Below are 15,948 nucleotides of genomic sequence, written 5' to 3' on the forward strand. Positions count from 1 at the left end.
TCGGCCGCCGTCTGCGGTCTCGACGGCCGGTCAGGCGCCGTCTCGAGTCGTCGGCCGGTCAGGCGCCGTCTTTGAGTGTCGTCGGCGGGTCAGGCGCCGTCGATCTCGGCCTGCAGTTCGCTGATGAACGACTTGGCCGCCTGCTCGGGCGTCTCCCGGTCGAACAGCACCTCTTCGGTGTGCCGCTTGATGATCGACTCGATGCTGCTGGCGCCGTTCGGAGTCACCCTGGGGGCCGTGCCGACCTTGACGGTGTCGAGGTACTCCACCGCCGCCTTGTCCGTCTCGGGGAGCTTGGGGGTGATGGCCGCGCGGATCTTGTTGTTCGCCGGGACACCCCGGTCGGCCAGCAGGATGTTCGCCGCCTCGGCGTCGTTGGCCAGGAAGTCCACGAACAGCGCCGCCTCGGCCGGGTGCTTGCTGCGCGACGAGATCGACCAGTACATCGAGGACTTGTAGTACGCGCCGGGCGTCTTCGCCTGGGCCTCGCCCGGGAGCTTGAGCAGCTTCAGCTTGGCCCCGCTGGCCGTGGTCAGCGAGCTGAGCTGGGTGTTCCACCAGGTCGCGAACACCGACGCGTTGGTGGCCGTGCCCGACTGGTCCAGCGAGCCGCCCGCCCGCTCGACGGTGACCGACGGCGGGGGCGTGACGCCCTGCTTGGCCAGGTCGCGAATATTGGTCCAGTACGAGGTCAGCACCTCCGGCGGCACGACGACCTTGCCCTGCTCGTCGAACAGGGTCGCACCCGCCTGCCGGGCCCAGACGTTGAGCCCGCCCGCCTCGAAGCCCAGCGACTGCACGCCGGTGACCTTGCCGCCGCCGGCCTTCGACACCTCGTCGCCGACCTTCTTGAAGTCGTCCCACGTCCAGGTGTTGTCGTCCGGGAGCTTGATCTTGAACTGGTCGAGGAGGTCGGTGTTGGCGACGATCGAGTACGTGGACAGGCCGACGGGGAGCGCGTACTGCTTGCCCTTGACCACGCCCGTGTCCAGGGCGGACTTGTCGAAGTCGGCGGTCTTGAGGTACTTCGTGGCGGTGCCGAGGTCGAGCAGGGCGCCGCGCTCGGCGTACGAGGAGAGGTAGAGCTCGTCCATCTGGATGATGTCCGGCGCGTCGTTCGCGGCCACGGTGGTCGCGAGGCTCTCCCAGTAGCCGTTCCAGTCCTTGAACTCGCCCTTGACTGTGATGTTCGGATATTTCTTGTGGAAGAGGTCGAGGACCTGCTGGGTGCGCTGGTGCCGTTCGTCCGCGCCCCACCAGGTGAAGCGGAGGGTGACCGGGTCTTTCGACAGCTCCTGACTGGCGCTGCCGGCGCCGGAGCCGCAGGCGCTGAGCATGAGTGCCGCCGCGGCGGCCAGGGCGATCTTTCGCATCATGATGGTTCCCAGGGGGTTATTTGCCGCCGGTGGTGGCGATACCGCGGATGAGGTAGCGCTGGCCGACGAGGAAGGCGAGGAAGACCGGGGCCAGGGACACCACGCTCATGGCGAACATGGATCCCCAGGACGTGGACACCGTGGCGTCGACGAACGAGCGCAGCGCCACCGGCACCGTGTACATCTCCGGGTCCGTCAGATAGATGAGCTGGCTGAAGAAGTCGTTCCAGGTCCAGATGAAGGTGAAGATCACCGTGGTGGCGAGGGCCGGGAGCATCAGGGGCAGGATGATCCGCACGAAGATCCTCGGGTGGCCGCAACCGTCGATCCTGGCCGCCTCGTCCAGCTCGCGCGGCAGCCCGCGGATGAACTGCACCATCAGGAAGACGAAGAACGCGTCCGTGGCCAGGAACTTCGGCACCACCAGGGGCAGGAACGTGTTCACCCAGTCGAGCTGGGAGAACATGATGTACTGCGGCACGATGATCACGTGGATCGGCAACATGATCGTGCCCAGCATGATCGCGAACCACAGGCGTTTGCCGGTGAACTCCAGCCTGGCGAACGCGTACGCGGCCATCGAGCACGACACGAGGTTGCCGATGATGCAGGCCAGCACGAGGATCGCCGAGTTGGCCAGGTAGTGGCCGAACGGGGAGGCCAGCGCGGTCCAGCCTTCGCCGTAGTTCTGGGTCTGCAGGCTGTCGAGGATCAGGCCAGGGCGGCGGAAGATCTCGTTGTTGGGGCGCAGCGAGCTGACCACCATCCACAACACCGGATAAAGCATGACCAGTGCCAGCAGGATGAGCCCGGCGTGCTTGAACGCTCTGCGAAGGTTAGTCATCGTAGACGACCCAGAATTTGGCGGCCCAGAAGTTGACGGCGGTGAACCCGGCGATGATCACTAGGAGCAGCCAGGCGAGTGCGGACGCGTATCCCATGTCGAAGTTCCCGAACCCGCGCTGGTACAGGTACAGCGTGTAGAACAGAGTGGAGTCCGACGGGCCGCCGCTGCCGCCCGATACCACGAACGCCTGCGTGAACGACTGGAACGCGTGGATGATCTGCAAAACCAGATTGAAGAACATGATCGGCGACAACATCGGGATCGTGATCTTCCTGAACTGGGTCCACTTCCCGGCTCCGTCCGTGGCCGCCGCCTCGTAGTACATCGCGGGGATCTGCCGCAGCCCGGCCAGGAAGATCACCATCGGGGCGCCGAACGTCCACACGTTCAGGACGATCAGCGTCGACAGCGCCGTGTCGGGATCGGAGATCCAGCTCGGCCCCTGGATGCCGACCATGGCGAGGAGCTGGTTGAACAGGCCTCCGGCGCCGAAGATCTGCCGCCACAACACCGCGATGGCGACGCTTGAGCCGAGCAGCGACGGCAGGTAGAACGCCGAGCGGTAGAACGCCAGGCCGCGTATCCCCCGGTCGAGCAGCAGCGCCAGGCCCAGGGCGGCGGCCAGCTGCAGCGGCACCGAGACGACGACGTAGACGAGCGTCACGCCGAGCGCCTTGTGCAGGCGGGCGTCACCGAGCATGCGGGTGAAGTTGTCCAGGCCGTTGAAGGTGGGCGGCTGGATCAGGTTGTAGTCGGTGAAGCCCAGCACGAGGGAGGCCGCGATCGGGCCCGCCGTGATGAGCAGCAGTCCCGCGAACCAGGGCAGGAGGAACGCGAAGGCGGCCTTGTTGTCCCGCTTGCCGCCGAGGGTTCCGCCGCTGCCCTTGCGCAGCCGCTGGAGCTCGCCGAGAGCACTCACGCGAGCCTCCTCGACGCGATCATCGTGACCTCCTGTCACCGGGAGACGGGGGTTGGCCGCCTTGGGAAAACGTATTCCGCAGTTTGCACGGCTGTTACGTGAGCGTCAAGAGTGTTGCGGGAGAACCACACCGGATGAGATCACTCGGGCGGTCACGGGGAGTTAGGGGGCCCGGTGGCCGCTTCCCGCGCGCCGTTACCGGCGTTGACCAGCCCGAACGAGCTCTTGCGGCGCCCCTCAGTGCGGCGGGCCACCGCAACCGACCGGCCCATGGTCGCGCGCGCGTTGGGGGTGGCCGAAGTGGGCCCGTGCCTGCACCCGGGACGTCAGCGCAACGGACGCCTATTACGGAACGTAACTATGGAATGAGTGCCAAGCGCTGTCACCGGCGAGCGCGGGTGCTTTCGCGGACGATCAGGCGCCCTTCGAGGCACAGCCACCTGGCGGTGCCCGCCTTCTCCAGCGCGAAGCGGATCGCCTCCGCTCCGGCGTGTGCCAGCGGGAGCGCCACGGTCGTCAATCGCGGCGTCACATCACCGGCCAGCGGTATGTCGTCGACTCCCGTCACGGAAACATCCCCGGGAACGCTTATGCCGGCGGCCCGAAATCCCGACAGAGCGCCAATGGCGATGATGTCATTGACCGCGAGCACCGCCTCCCGGCCGTCCATTCCCTCAGCCGCCAGCCGCCGCGCCGCCTCGAATCCGCCCGCCCGGCTGACCTCGCAGTAAACGGTCCGGATATCCCGCCCGTCAACGCCTCCGGCCTGCAGTCCGTCGACGAAACCGGCCGTGCGGTCGGACATGTTGCGCAGCTCCCCGGCACCACCGAATATCGCCACCCGCCGATACCCGGTTTCCGCGGCAAAGGCACCGGCCAATCGCCCGGCGCCGTAATTGTCGAAGCCGATCGAATCGAAAGGCGTCTCCGCCTCGCCGACTATCACGGCCCGCCCGCCCTCCCGTTCGTACGAGAGCAGCTCTTTCCCCAACCGCCCTTCGAGCGCGTTCACCATGAAACGACTCGAGGTCAGCACGAGCGCGCGCGGGCGCAACGCGCGCAACAGGCGGACGGTGTCGAGTTGCCGATCGGGCACGCCCATGGTGGACGAGACCGTGACGAAAGCTCCGGCCGTACGGGCTTCGCGCTCCATGGCGGCCACCATCATGCCCATGGACTGGGTCGTGAGGTCGTCGGCGACGAGCGCGACCGAGTCGCTCGCCCGGCGCATCGCCCTGGCCGAGGCGTCCACCGTGTACCGCAGGGCCGTCGCCGCGGCCAGCACGCGGGCCTCGTATTCGGGCGCGACCTTCCGGGTGCTGCCGCCCAGGACCCTGGACGCGGTGGAGACCGAGACTCCGGCCGCCGCGGCCACGTCGTGCAGCGTGACCGTGGGCCTCGCCGCATGGGGCATCCGCGGTGTCCTTTCGTTCGGGGCGACAGACCGGTTTGAAGAGTACTGCCCATTCGCGGTGCCCCTGCAGTCAACGGCCGTGAGGATCCGCGCCGATGTCATGACTCCGGCACGACCCGTGCTGCTGCGCGGCCAGCTGATCGGGAACGCGCAGCTCGCCGAGATGCAGAAGACGGTGCCGGTACTGGCGGGCGGGGGCGCCCTCCCCTACGGCCCCGGCACCGCCCAGGCCACGACGTCGCAGCCGCCGTTCGTCCCGTTCCAGGCGGACAGGCTGGCCGGCCAGCCTGCCACAACCTCCTGACTGACGGGTGTGTCCCTGATCACCATTGGTGTGCGGATTTCTGCATAGATGATCGCGCCGGGCCTCCGTAATGTCCCTGCTGCCGGACCAACCGGCGCACCGACAGGGGAGAAACCCAATGCGTAAGGCTCTTGCGATCGCCACTCTCGCCGGTTCCATGGCCGTCACCGGAATCGCCCTCACACCGGCCGCCCAGGCGGCCACGCACACGACCACGGCCTCCCAGTCCAGCACCGGCGGCAACTGGGGCAAGTACTTCTCGAGCGACCGCAAGGCGTACACGTTCGGCAAGACGTGGAAGAGCGGCGGCAAGGTCTTCACGAAGTGGCACGGCGTGGACAACAGGGGCGGCAAGAAGGGCTGGGTGTGGTTCGAGTACTACCAGAACGGCCGCCGGCACACGTTCAACAAGTCGTGGGACGGCAGGGTCGTCGGCAGCTGGAGCGGGCGCGGGATCGAGCGCGTGTACACGTTCACCTGCTGGGCCGGCAAGTTCGACAACTGCGGCCACAAGCACCGCATCTACTGACCCACGAACGTCGCCTGATCACCCTGCTGGACGCCGAAGCGGATCTCGCGAAGATCCTGCGCGGCCATGGATACCGCGAACAGACCTCAGGACCGTTCTTCATCCACCTCCGGCGTGGTCTCGACGATCTGCCGCAACCGGGGGTCCCGGACGGCTACACCCTGCGCCACCTGCGCGGCGAGAGCGACGCTGCGGCCCGGGCGAGAGTTCACCGGGCCGCGTTCTCGTTGCCGAACCTGCCGCCCTCCAAGGTCACCCCCGACAGCTACCTCCAGGTCATGCGCGCCCAGCCCTACCGCTTGGAGTTGGACTGGCTGGTCGAGGCCCCGGATGGCACACCTGTGGCGTTCTGCCTGGCCTGGCTGGACGAGCACAACCGGGTCGCCGCTCTCGAGCCTGTCGGCACAGATCCAGGACATCGCCGTCTCGGCCTGGCCACCGCCGCGACGCTCGCCGCCCTGCACGCCGCGCGGCGGCTGGGCGCCGCATCCGCGCGAGTCTGCGCTCGTGGTGACGACGACTATCCCGCCGCCCGGGCGACCTATCAGGCAATGGGGTTCCACAGGTACGCCCGCAACGTGTCCTTCGTCCGGGATCACTCAATCCAAGCGACTCCCACTACGCTGACCGGAACATGATCACTGGGCCCGGCGCCCTGATGCGCCATGGCCACCGCACCCGGCGATCCGGCACGCCGGTCGGCGCCAGACCTGGCCGACGAGCAGCACGCTGGTGCGGAACTGAGGGCCTGCCGACTCACCCGCGCCGGTGCCCGAAGGATGTCGGTCCCGTTTGCTAATGTGCGGCTCTCCGTTGGCGATCCTGCGCGAGGTTCCCGGCGAACACTGCGTCATCTGATCAGGAAGGGCGTGGACCGGGTGGACGACGATGAGAAGGACGCACTGCTGACGTTCCTGGAGGCGCAACGCGCCAGCGTTCTGGCGATCATTGACGGCCTCGACGTCGAAGCGCTGACCACCGCGGTCCTGCCCTCGGGATGGACACCGCTGGGTCTTGTGGAACACCTCGGCCACGCCGAGCGGCACTGGTTCCAGGAAATCGCCACCGGCGCCGCAGAGCCGCTGCCCTGGCCCGACGACCACACGCCGCTGCTCACCCCGCGACCTCCAGCTGTGGTGTTCGCGTTCTATCGCGCCCAGTGCGAACGATCCAACGCCGTCCTTGCCTCTTTGCCCCTGTCGACGCCTCCGCGTGAACGTCACCCAGGTCCGCTCGGAGACGAGATCAACGACCTGCGCGGGATCGTCCTGCACATGATCGAGGAGACCGCACGCCATGCGGGCCACCTCGACGTGGTACGCGAGCTGCTCGATGGAAAGACAGGGCTCGGGCCGCGATAGTCCTCTGCCCGATCCCGAGGGGCCCATCTCACCACCAGGCGAGCATGATCGAGCGGCGGGTGCCGACAAAGAACCGCCCCGGTCCCCCGCCCGGCCGCCACACCAGGATCGCGGCCATGAGCTGCCCCAGCGCCGTGACGGTGACGATCACGGCGGTGAGGGCGTGCGCGCTCCGGCCACCGGACGTGGACAGCAGCAGCCCGGCGGTGACCGCCTGTGCCATGATGGCCACCGCCTGCGCCGCGACCGCGACCCGCAGGACCGGAAAGAACCGGCCCGCCGCGACGGACTCGCTCACGACTGCCCCTGGCGTACCCCGCCCCGCCACACCTCGGCGATGGCCCTGGTGGCGGTGATGTCCGTGGTCGGGTCGCCGTCCACGAGCAGCAGGTCGGCGCGGAGTCCCGGCGCGATCCTGCCCCGGTCGGCGAGCCCGAACGAACGGGCCGGCACGCTGGTGGCCGCCGCGAGCGCCTCCTCCCCCGTCAGCCCCGCCTCGGTCAGCAGCAGCAGCTCGTGGTGCAACCCGGCCCCGTGCACGGGCCCGAACGGCGTCGAGTCGGTGCCCGCCAGCACCGGCACCCCGGCCCGCAGCAGCGCCAGGGCGGCGTGCGAGGCGTTGGCCACCCCTTCGGAATGCATGGGGATGCCGGAGAACTCCCGGCTGAACGTGGCCTTCGACCGTTCGGACATCCGCCCCGCGACCCGCGCGTCCCGCAGCAGCTCCGCCCCGCCAAGATCCCCGGTGACGGCCTCGATGTACGTGATCGTGCTGACCACGAACGCGTCGTACGAGGCGACCCGCGCGGCCAGCTCCCCGCCCCGCTCCTGGTCCACGTCGGAATAGAGGTGTGCCAGCCCGTCCACCCCGGCGTCGAGCGCGATGAGCGCCTCCCTGGCGGTGACCGTGTGCGCGATGACCTTCAGCCCGGCGGCGTGCCCGGCCTCGACCAGGACGGCGGCGAGCTCGGGGCTGAGCGCGGGCAGCTGCATCCCGGACGCGCCGCCGTCGTCGATCGCGATCTTCAGGTAGTCGACGCCCTCCGCCAGCCGCGCCTCGACGAACGCCTTGGCCTCGCCGGTGTCCGCGACCGTGTCGAGCGGGCGATCCGTACCGAGGGCTCTCAGCACGTCGGCGGTCATGATCTGGGTCGGATGCCCGTGGGGTGCGGTGGCGATCATGCTGGAGCTGCGGAGGTCCGCCACGTCGTCGCGCTCGGCGGCCTGCCGGCGCTGCGCGGCCAGGATGGGCGGCAGGTTGTTCATGTCGAGCTCGGTCGTGACGCCGAACTTCAGCGCCTCCTCCAGGTCGCCGTCGAAGGCGTGCGCGTGCGCGTCGATCAGGCCCGGCAGCAGCGTCTTCCCCGTGCCGTCCACCTCGGCGTCCGCGCTCCCGTCCGGCTCGCCGATGCGGTCCCCGTCGATCAGTACGTCGGCGCCGGGCACGGTCCGCTCGCCGTCGAAGACGCGAACATTGCGGATCAAGGTACGCATGTCTCTCCAATCTAGTTAGGCATCGAACTACTTCGAGGCCGAATACACCCCTTCCTAGGAAAGGATGATTCTTCGTGAGATAGTACGGCATCTAACTATTAGGAGCCAAGCGGCCCGCGCCACGAGGGCGCGGGCCGTACCGAAAAGATCAGTGCGAGTACGCCTGGAACTCGGCCGCCCTGACCTGGTCCCGCTGCGGGCTGGCCGCGGCGCAGTCCGTCGCGGAGTTCGGATCGTTGTCCTGCTCACCGGCGTAGCGCGGGTTGCCGGTGCACTGCGTGGTCAGCACCCGGAACATCAGGTGCGTGGCACTCGTGGCCTGCACGCCGAACGACTTGAAGACCAGGTCCGCGCCACGGGGACGCGGCAGCCCGGAGTCGAACGCGTTCGCCGGGCTGGTGTAGATCTTCGTGAAGTTCGCCGGCGAGGCGCAGTCCTTGCTGCAGGCCAGCACCTCGAAGGCACGCAGGCTGGAGAAGCGGTTCTGCGCCCCAGGGTCGGCCGGGTCGCCGACGCTGGGCCTGAGCATCGCGCTCACCTGCACCCTGCGGATCTTGACCGGGCTGTCGCCCGCCAGGTCCACGACGACGGACTTGCCGGCCGGCGCACCGGTGAGCGAGGCCCAGTTCGTGGCCTCGGTCTCGTCGATCAGCTTGGCCTGGTTGACGCCGTCGCCCGTGGCCGTCGCGCCGCCCGCCGCCGAGGCGAGGTTGCGGGTCAGCGCCAGCGGGAGCGGCAGCGTCACGCCCGGCACCACCACGAACTTCAGCCTTGCGTGCCCGAACCCGTTGCCCGCCGCCACGAAGTCGTACACGCCCGGCGTCATCTCCACGGTGTCGCCGAGCGGCGTCGCCGGGTCGGTGTCGGCGACTGGGACCACGCGTCCCTCGTAGTCGCCCACGTACAGCCGCAGCGCCGCGCCCTTCGCCTCGCCCAGGGGCTTGAGCTGCAGCGAGCCGTTCTTGCCCGCCGGGTTGACGAAACTCGGCGTCGGATCGGCGTCGTTCTGGCCGTTGCTCGCCGCGCCCTCGCCCAGGCCGTGCTCGGCGAACGCGCGCCACATGATGTCCTGGTTCTTGCCGCCGAAGCGGATCGCGTCGGCCGCCAGCAGCGCGTCGCGGTGATCGACGTAGCTGACCGCGCCCGAGGCCATCAGCAGCAGGGCGTCGAACGAGAGTTGCGCCCAGCGCCGGTTGCCCGGGCAACGCTCGACCGGGGTCTGGCCGTCCGCGCAGGACTTCTGCTGGTTGGCCGTGCCGTCGCCGTACCGCTTGACGAAGGCCGCGCGCACGTCGAACTGCGTGGCCGACCAGATCTCGCCGTCGGCGTGCACCTGCTGGCCGACGATGTCGTAGGCGATGTCGCTGTAGTTGAGCGGGGACTTCGACATGTCGTAGTTCCTGATACCGCGTTCCTTGTCCCCGGTCACGTAGCCGCCGGTGACGTACGGGGTCAGGCCGGAGGGGCGGAAGCCGTACTCGTACAGGTACTCCATCGCCACCAGGTCGGAGGTGCTCTCGTTCATGGCGCCGGCCTGGGCGCCGCTCCAGCCGGCGTTCGGTCCGCCGATCATGCGGCCGGAGATGGCGTGGGTGTATTCGTGGCCGATGACCGACATGTCGTAGTCGCCGTCCACGCACGGCGAGTAGAACGAGCCGGCGATCGGCTGCCACAGGTACATGTTCGTGATCGGCGCGACCCCGTCGGGGCCGGTGATCTGGTTGGCGTTGTCGCGCACCGACAGGACGCGGGCGCCGGCCTGGGCGTTGCCCTGCTCGGGGTCGTTGCCGAGCCCGCCGCGCTCGCCGTTGTCGACCTGCATGTTCCAGGCGGTCTCGGTGAAGCCGAGCCGGTAGGACCAGTCGTGGATGCGGTTGTGCATGGCGTTCAGGTTGGCGATGGCGGCCTCGAGGTCCGCCTCCCCGCTCTGGTCGAACGTGGCGGGGTCACACTTGGCCTCGTGCCAGGTGTTGCGCCACGGGTATATGTAGTTCCGGCTCGGTGTGAGCACGTTGGAGCGGGTGCCGACGGTGAACGAGTCACCGCTCGCCCGGTTCTCGGCGGTCCTCGTCGCGTTGCCGAGGCTGGAGTTGCTCGGCGCGTTCGTGGCGTGGTTCACGTCCCACGCCTTGCCCGTCCCCGGGTCGCCGCCGCTCACGTAGTCGCAACCGGGGGCCTTGGTGAAGCACCACGTCTGACGGGTGTCCCTGGAGGAGTAGTCGTCCCGTGGGTTCGACGGGAACGCCTCCCAGCGCGGATTGTCCGGGTCGAAGTGGTCGACGAGGTTCTCCCGCGTGAGGATGGCGCCGCTGACCGCGTCCACGTTCGTCGTGTACGCCGCCGCCTCCCCCTGCCCACCGCCGATCAGCACCACCTCGTACGCGCTGTGCACCCCGTCGGGCGCGGGCACCGCCACCGGCGTGGCCTGCTTGGTGACCGCCGTGGCCAGGTCGATGCCGCCGTCCCTGGCGGCGATGTCGAGGGCCTGCTGCGCGGTGATCGCCGCGGCCGGGGGCGCCTCGGTCTCACGGGACAACGAGGACGTGACGTACCTGACCTGGCCGTTCGCGACGCCGATCGCGACAAGGCCGTCCACGCCGGCCGGCAGGTCGCCGAAGCGCTGGCGCAGCAGCACGGCGTGACCCGCGCCGATGGGGTTGACCGCGACCTTCTCCAGCGCGTCGACCGCCTCGGGCGGCAGGCCGAAGATGCCTTCGTTGCTCTTGAGGTAGGCGCGGGCGGCCTGTTCCGGATCGGAGCTCAGGCCGTCGGCCAGCGGTTCCGCGCTGGTGACGGCGGCCGGGGTGCCGAGGGCGTTCCAGCGGATCTCCGCCCCGGAGGCCGCGCTGCGCGCGTTGGCTCCGGCGGGCGGCGGCACCCGGCCCTGGCGGTTGTCCAGATCGGGTTTGCCGTGGTTCTCCGCTTGGAAGTCGTGGATCTGCTGGGCCTGCCCGCCGGGTTCGCCTTGGGCGGTCCCTGTGAGGGGAAGAGCCGACGCGCTGAGCGCGGCGGCGATGAGAGTGATGCGTAACCAGGACTTGGTCGACACGATTCCCTCCTGCGTGCCAGTGATGCGCAGGTTGTGCGCATCTTCGCAAGAGGTAACACCACTTCACTGTCGTGACAAGATCTTGTAAAGGCCGACATTTCGGCGTATAAGCGGTGAAAGTGCGGGACAGGTGGCCAGCGCCTCGGCGGACCCGGCGAACCTGTCGCGCACGAAGACCAGCGCGCCGAGTTGCCCCGGCATCAGCTCCAACCGGCTCCGGAACTGGGCCGGCGTCGCCCGCTTGCGCGAGGCCCGGCCGCCGAAGGTGTCCCGGCTGGAACATCGTGGAACGATCCCCGGAATGCATGCGGCGGCCGCCCGGCAAAGCACCGGGCGGCCGCAGGTGTTGCTCAGGGATGGGCGAGGAAGCGGCCGAAGCGGCCCTGGTGGTACAGGAGGGGACGGCCGGCCCCGTGCACCATGGCCTCGGCGACCAGGCCCACCACCAGGATGTGGTCGCCCACGTCCACCGTCTCCTGCGGGAGGCAGATCAGGTGGGCCGAGACGTCCCGCAACAGGGGCGCCCCGAGCGGACCGGCGCGCCAGCGGGTGGGCTCGGCGAAACGGTCCACGTTCTTGCGGGCGAACCTGGCCGCGAGCTCCGCCTGGTCGCTGGCCAGCACGTTGACGGCGAAGTGGTCCGCCGAACCCAGCAGCGGCCAGGTGGTGGAGGATCGGTCGACGTAGAAGGACACCAGCGGCGGGTCCAGGCTGACGGAGGAGAACGACGTGGCGGTGAGGCCCACGGGGATGCCGTCCGTCTGCGCGGTGATGATGACGACGCCGGCCGCGTGCACCGCGAGCGCCTGCCGGAACCCGTCGGCATCCACGGCGGATTCACCCTGGAAACCGTCAGCTCGCCAGGCCCCCTCGGCATCCGCCGCAGGCGCCCGCCGGAACTCGTCCACCGCGCGCCCTCGCCTCCTCTTCGCCACCGGGCGCGTCCGTCTCAACGGCAAGGTCATCCGAGCACCCCTTCCTTGAGCACTGCGGCCACCTGCGGCGCGACCCGGTCGGCCCAGGCCGCCAGCACCTCCTCCAGCCCAGAGAGCTGGGATTCCAGCACCACCAGACCGGGCGTGGGCACGGTGGCGCCCACCTCCACCAGCAGCGGACGCAGGTGCACCTCCACCGCCAGCGAATGCTTCGCGTCCCCCATGACCAGCAGCGGCAGCGCCACCTTGCCGGCCAGCGCGTCGGGCGGGAACCGGTCGATGAAGGACTTGAGCAACCCGGTGTACGTGCCCTTGTACGTCGGGCTCGCCACCACCAGCACACTCGCCTCCCGTACCAGCTCCAGCGCCGCCTCCACCCCGGGCGACTTGCCGGGCGACAGCAGGTGGGGGCCGAGCTCGGACAGGTCCACGGTCTCGTACGAGCCCTCGGCGGCCCCGAGCCGCCCCCCGACCGCCTGGGCTGCCGCGCCCGCCACGGCAAGCGTGCGGGAGCCCGGCCTGGGGTTGCCTACCAGCGTCAGGATGCTCATCGGGCCACCGCCACTTCGCGCCGCGCGGCGTACCGGGACGAGGGTCTGGGCAGGCCGTAGTTGTCGCGGAGGGTACGGCCTTCGTACTCGTACCGGAACAGACCCCTGATCTGCAGCTCCGGCACCACGTAGTCGACGAAGTCGGCCAGGCCGGCGTGCAGGATCGGCGGCATGATGTTGAACCCGTCGGCCGCCCCGGCGAAGAACCACTCCTGGAGCTGGTCGGCGATCTGCTCGGGCGTGCCGGCGACGACGCGGTGACCGCGCCCGCCCGCGAGGCGGCCGAGGAGTTGCCTGACCGTGAGGCGGGCGGGCTCGGTGCGGGGGTGTCGCCAGGCCGCCTCGTGGTGGCCGACGCCCATGAGGAAGGCGTTCAGGTGGAGCTTTCTCGTCACGAGGTCCTCCAAGTGGAGAAGCGGCGCTCGACGCCGACCAGGAGCAGGTTGAACAGCAGGCCGAGCACGGAGATGGTGATGATCCCGGCGTACATGTCGGGGATGCGGAAGCTCGACTGGGTTTCGAGGATGAGGTAGCCGAGCCCGGCCTTGGCGCCGACCATCTCGGCGAACAGCAGGACCAGGATCGAGTACGCCCCCGCCAGCCGTACCCCGGTGAAGATGGTGGGCACGGCGGCGGGCAGGATCACCTTCTGGAACAGGCGCACCGGACCGAGGCCCATCGACCTGGCCGACTTGATGAGCAGCGGTTCGACGGTCTTCACGCCGCTGATGGTGTTGAGCAGGATCGGCCAGGAGCACGCGTACAGGACGAACGTGATCTTCGTGGTCTCCCCGATGCCCAGGATCAGCGTGAACACGGGCAGCAGCGCCACCGCCGAGGTGTTGCGGAACAATTCCAGCAACGGGGTGAGGAAGTCGGCGACCGGTTTGTACCAGCCGATCAGCAGGCCGAGCGGGATGGCCAGCACGATCGCCAGGCCGAAGCCGGCCAGCGAGCGGACCAGCGACGCCTCCAGGTGCTCCGGGAGCCGGCCGCTGACCAGCAGGTCCGACCAGGCGACGAGGTTCTCGGAGAGCGGGGGCACGAAGACCCGGTCCACGACGCCCAGCCGGGGCAGCGCCTCCCAGAGGGCCAGGAGGAGCAGGATGGCCGCGGAGTTCCTGACCGCCCGCCGGACCTTGCCGCCGATGGTCCAGCGACGCGCTCGGGGAGGGGCTTCCGGAGTCTCGTCGGGTTCGGCCTCGTCGTCCGGCAGGTCGTACCAGTGGACGTCGCCGGGGAGCCGTTCGCTCACGACGGGGTCAGCCATGGGAGGTCGCCACCTTCCGCTCCTGCACCTGCGCCGCCGCCACCTCGTCGCGCAGCAGCGTCCACACGTGGTGCCGGTACTCGCCGAACGCCGGGTCCGCCCGCAGGTCCCCCTCGCGGGAGTCGAAGCGCACCTCGACGATCTCCTTGATCCGGCCCGGCCTGGAGGTCATCACCGCGACCCGCTGCCCCAGGTAGACGGCCTCGTCGATGCCGTGCGTGATGAAGATGACGGTCTTGCCGGTCCGCTCCCAGACGTGCACCAACTCCTCCTGCAGGGACTCGCGGGTCTGCGCGTCCAGGGCGGCGAACGGCTCGTCCATCAGCAGCACGTCCGGGTCGAACGCCAGGCTGCGGGCGATCGCCACCCGCTGCCGCATGCCGCCGGACAGCTCGTGCGGGTAACGTTCCTCGAACCCGGCCAGGCCCACCAGCGCGAGATGCTCGCGGGCCCGCCGCGCCCGCTCCTTCTTCGGCACCGCCTTCGCCTCCAGGCCGAACTCGACGTTGGCCTGGGCGGTGCGCCAGGGGAACAGGGCGTACTGCTGGAAGACGATGCCGCGGTCGAGCCCGGGGCCGGTGACGGGGGCGCCGTCGATGAGGATCTGGCCGCCCGTCAGCCCGGTCAGCCCGGCGATCAGGTCGAGGAGGGTGGACTTGCCGCAGCCGCTGGGGCCGACGAGAGTGAGGAACTCGCCCTCGCGCACGTCCAGGTCGATGCCCGCGAGCGCGGTGAAAGGCTCGTCTCTGACCTGGAACGTCTTGGTCGCGTGCCGGATGCTGATCTTGGTCATGAGGTGCTCCCGCCGGCGTAGGGGTTGAACGTGTTGGTGTAGAGGTCGGCGACCTTGACCTGGCCGGGCTTGATCTCACCCTCGCGTTCCAGCCAGTCGATCCACGTCTTGAACTCCTGGGCGGCGATGACGCCTCCCTTGCCTGCGATGCCGGTGCTCTTCCAGAACCGCACGGTGTCACTGCTCTCGTTGCGCCCGCGCTTGGCGATGATCTGCTCGAACTTGGCGACGACCTCCTCGCGCGAGTGGGTCTGCGCCCACTCGATGGCCTTGGCGAAGGCGGCCACGAAGGTCTTGGTGGTGGTGGGGTTCTCGGCGATGAAGTCCTCGCGCAGGACGACGGCTCCGGCGGTGAACGGGCCGAGCAGCCCGACGTCGGTGAACAGCGGCCGCAGCCCGCCGCGTTCGAGGGCCTTGTCCTTGAGCACGCCGCCGAGGGTGCCCACGTCGAGCTGCCCCTGGCGTACCGCCTGCTCGGTGTTGACCGGTGGGATCACCACGAGCTGGACCTGCTTGATCTCCTCCGGCGTCAGCCCCTCGCGCTTGAGGTATTCCTTGATGACGGCCTCGTGGTGGGCGCCGAGGGTGTTGACGCCGATCTTCTTGCCGATGAGGTCGCGGGCGGTCCTGATCGGGCTGTTCTCGGCCACGTAGTAGCCGCTGAAGGTGTCCTTGTCGGAGCCGTAGTAGCCGATCACCGCCTTGATCGGGGCCTTGGCCGCCTTGAGCTTGACGATCGCGCCGTCGAAGGCGCCGCCGAAGTCCGTCTGGCCGGTCGCCGCAGACTGGATGTCCTGCGGGCCCGAGGTGGTGTTGCCCACCCACTTCAGCTTGATGTCGCCGAGGTAGCCGAGCTCCTCGGCCAGCTCGGGGAAGGTGACGGCGCCGACGCTGCCCTGGTAGCGCAGCACCTTCACCTCCGTCTCTCCGGGTCTCGCCGATCCCTCGGCGGAGCCGCAGCCGGCCAGCAGGGCCGGCAGCAGCGCAGCGAGGAGGGCATGTCTGATCTTGATCACGATGGGATCCTCTGGAAGGGGGGAGAGGTCTGATTTCCGGTACGTGATCAGCGACACTGCGCGCTGGCGACGTGGCCGAAGTCCACGTGC

17 protein-coding genes and 2 pseudogenes are annotated in these 15,948 nt (G+C 69.2%); 4 read left to right on the top strand and 15 right to left on the bottom strand.

Features of this window, described 5'->3' with window-relative positions:
• Positions 1-89 precede the first annotated feature (89 nt).
• From ACFLIM_RS14645 to ACFLIM_RS14665, 5 genes and pseudogenes are all read right to left on the bottom strand, one after another.
• Positions 90-1,376, bottom strand: coding sequence for an ABC transporter substrate-binding protein (locus tag ACFLIM_RS14645; RefSeq protein WP_393165444.1), 1,287 nt, complete (start codon positions 1,374-1,376; stop codon positions 90-92).
• 16 nt (positions 1,377-1,392) lie between these two features.
• Positions 1,393-2,220, bottom strand: a complete 828-nt coding sequence (locus tag ACFLIM_RS14650) for a carbohydrate ABC transporter permease (RefSeq protein WP_393165446.1) — start codon at positions 2,218-2,220, stop codon at positions 1,393-1,395.
• Positions 2,213-3,115 carry a carbohydrate ABC transporter permease gene (locus tag ACFLIM_RS14655; RefSeq protein WP_393165517.1) on the bottom strand — a complete coding sequence of 301 codons (903 nt, stop codon included), beginning with the start codon at positions 3,113-3,115 and terminating at the stop codon, positions 2,213-2,215. Before ACFLIM_RS14655 ends, ACFLIM_RS14650 begins: the two co-directional genes overlap by 8 nt.
• Before the next feature lie 409 nt (positions 3,116-3,524).
• A complete protein-coding gene (locus ACFLIM_RS14660) occupies positions 3,525-4,316 on the bottom strand; it encodes a LacI family DNA-binding transcriptional regulator (protein ID WP_393165519.1) in 792 nt (263 codons plus the stop codon).
• Between the two features lie 138 nt (positions 4,317-4,454).
• Positions 4,455-4,658 (bottom strand): annotated as a pseudogene (locus tag ACFLIM_RS14665) (LacI family DNA-binding transcriptional regulator); the annotation flags it as partial.
• Here ACFLIM_RS14665 and ACFLIM_RS14670 point away from each other — a divergent pair.
• Positions 4,657-4,860, top strand: coding sequence for a hypothetical protein (locus ACFLIM_RS14670; protein ID WP_393165448.1), 204 nt, complete (start codon positions 4,657-4,659; stop codon positions 4,858-4,860). The pseudogene ACFLIM_RS14665 and the gene ACFLIM_RS14670 overlap by 2 nt on opposite strands.
• 118 nt (positions 4,861-4,978) lie before the next feature.
• A complete protein-coding gene (locus ACFLIM_RS14675; protein ID WP_393165450.1) occupies positions 4,979-5,389 on the top strand; it encodes a hypothetical protein in 411 nt (136 codons plus the stop codon).
• 86 nt (positions 5,390-5,475) lie between these two features.
• Here the strand turns inward: ACFLIM_RS14675 and ACFLIM_RS14680 are convergent, their stop codons facing one another.
• Positions 5,476-5,601, bottom strand: coding sequence for a hypothetical protein (locus tag ACFLIM_RS14680; RefSeq protein WP_393165452.1), 126 nt, complete (start codon positions 5,599-5,601; stop codon positions 5,476-5,478).
• A 15-nt stretch (positions 5,602-5,616) separates the two neighbouring features.
• Between ACFLIM_RS14680 and ACFLIM_RS14685 the strand changes: the two genes are divergently transcribed.
• The gene (locus ACFLIM_RS14685) at positions 5,617-6,027 is read left to right on the top strand and encodes a GNAT family N-acetyltransferase (protein ID WP_393165453.1); all 411 of its coding nucleotides are present in this window, start codon (positions 5,617-5,619) and stop codon (positions 6,025-6,027) included.
• Positions 6,028-6,258: 231 nt separating this feature from the next.
• A complete protein-coding gene (locus ACFLIM_RS14690) occupies positions 6,259-6,750 on the top strand; it encodes a DinB family protein (RefSeq protein ID WP_393165455.1) in 492 nt (163 codons plus the stop codon).
• Between the two features lie 28 nt (positions 6,751-6,778).
• Here the strand turns inward: ACFLIM_RS14690 and ACFLIM_RS14695 are convergent, their stop codons facing one another.
• The 9 genes and pseudogenes from ACFLIM_RS14695 to ACFLIM_RS14735 form a co-directional block, all read right to left on the bottom strand.
• Positions 6,779-7,048 (bottom strand): hypothetical protein, encoded by a 270-nt coding sequence (locus tag ACFLIM_RS14695; protein WP_393165457.1) that lies wholly within the window; start codon positions 7,046-7,048, stop codon positions 6,779-6,781.
• Positions 7,045-8,244: an amidohydrolase family protein gene (locus ACFLIM_RS14700; RefSeq protein ID WP_393165459.1), complete on the bottom strand. Its 1,200-nt coding sequence runs from the start codon at positions 8,242-8,244 to the stop codon at positions 7,045-7,047. Before ACFLIM_RS14700 ends, ACFLIM_RS14695 begins: the two co-directional genes overlap by 4 nt.
• 148 nt (positions 8,245-8,392) lie before the next feature.
• On the bottom strand, positions 8,393-11,293 hold the full coding sequence (locus tag ACFLIM_RS14705; protein WP_393165461.1) for a M36 family metallopeptidase: 2,901 nt from the start codon (positions 11,291-11,293) through the stop codon (positions 8,393-8,395).
• 350 nt (positions 11,294-11,643) lie between these two features.
• A complete protein-coding gene (locus tag ACFLIM_RS14710; protein ID WP_393165463.1) occupies positions 11,644-12,123 on the bottom strand; it encodes a flavin reductase family protein in 480 nt (159 codons plus the stop codon).
• 131 nt (positions 12,124-12,254) lie between these two features.
• Positions 12,255-12,779: an NADPH-dependent FMN reductase gene (locus tag ACFLIM_RS14715; protein WP_393165465.1), complete on the bottom strand. Its 525-nt coding sequence runs from the start codon at positions 12,777-12,779 to the stop codon at positions 12,255-12,257.
• Positions 12,776-13,087 (bottom strand): annotated as a pseudogene (locus tag ACFLIM_RS14720) (LLM class flavin-dependent oxidoreductase); the annotation flags it as partial. The pseudogene ACFLIM_RS14720 and the gene ACFLIM_RS14715, both read right to left, overlap by 4 nt.
• 83 nt (positions 13,088-13,170) lie before the next feature.
• Positions 13,171-14,049, bottom strand: coding sequence for an ABC transporter permease (locus tag ACFLIM_RS14725; protein WP_393165467.1), 879 nt, complete (start codon positions 14,047-14,049; stop codon positions 13,171-13,173).
• On the bottom strand, positions 14,042-14,842 hold the full coding sequence (locus ACFLIM_RS14730) for an ABC transporter ATP-binding protein (RefSeq protein WP_393165469.1): 801 nt from the start codon (positions 14,840-14,842) through the stop codon (positions 14,042-14,044). The genes ACFLIM_RS14725 and ACFLIM_RS14730 overlap by 8 nt, the downstream gene beginning before the upstream one ends.
• Complete coding sequence (locus ACFLIM_RS14735) at positions 14,839-15,858, bottom strand: ABC transporter substrate-binding protein (RefSeq protein ID WP_393165471.1); 1,020 nt, start codon at positions 15,856-15,858, stop codon at positions 14,839-14,841. Before ACFLIM_RS14735 ends, ACFLIM_RS14730 begins: the two co-directional genes overlap by 4 nt.
• Between the last annotated feature and the right edge of the window lie 90 nt (positions 15,859-15,948).

The organism is Nonomuraea marmarensis, assembly GCF_043197025.1.
GTDB lineage: Bacteria > Actinomycetota > Actinomycetes > Streptosporangiales > Streptosporangiaceae > Nonomuraea > Nonomuraea marmarensis.

What these genes read in the sequence shown, in the direction of transcription:
- ACFLIM_RS14645 (WP_393165444.1), bottom strand. Translation starts at nt 1,376, where the DNA reads ATGATGCGAAAGATCGCCCTGGCCGCCGCGGCGGCACTCATGCTCAGC.
- ACFLIM_RS14650 (WP_393165446.1), bottom strand. Translation starts at nt 2,220, where the DNA reads ATGACTAACCTTCGCAGAGCGTTCAAGCACGCCGGGCTCATCCTGCTG.
- ACFLIM_RS14660 (WP_393165519.1), bottom strand. Translation starts at nt 4,316, where the DNA reads ATGGGCATGATGGTGGCCGCCATGGAGCGCGAAGCCCGTACGGCCGGA.
- ACFLIM_RS14670 (WP_393165448.1), top strand. Translation starts at nt 4,657, where the DNA reads ATGACTCCGGCACGACCCGTGCTGCTGCGCGGCCAGCTGATCGGGAAC.
- ACFLIM_RS14675 (WP_393165450.1), top strand. Translation starts at nt 4,979, where the DNA reads ATGCGTAAGGCTCTTGCGATCGCCACTCTCGCCGGTTCCATGGCCGTC.
- ACFLIM_RS14700 (WP_393165459.1), bottom strand. Translation starts at nt 8,244, where the DNA reads ATGCGTACCTTGATCCGCAATGTTCGCGTCTTCGACGGCGAGCGGACC.
- ACFLIM_RS14715 (WP_393165465.1), bottom strand. Translation starts at nt 12,779, where the DNA reads ATGAGCATCCTGACGCTGGTAGGCAACCCCAGGCCGGGCTCCCGCACG.
- ACFLIM_RS14725 (WP_393165467.1), bottom strand. Translation starts at nt 14,049, where the DNA reads ATGGCTGACCCCGTCGTGAGCGAACGGCTCCCCGGCGACGTCCACTGG.
- ACFLIM_RS14730 (WP_393165469.1), bottom strand. Translation starts at nt 14,842, where the DNA reads ATGACCAAGATCAGCATCCGGCACGCGACCAAGACGTTCCAGGTCAGA.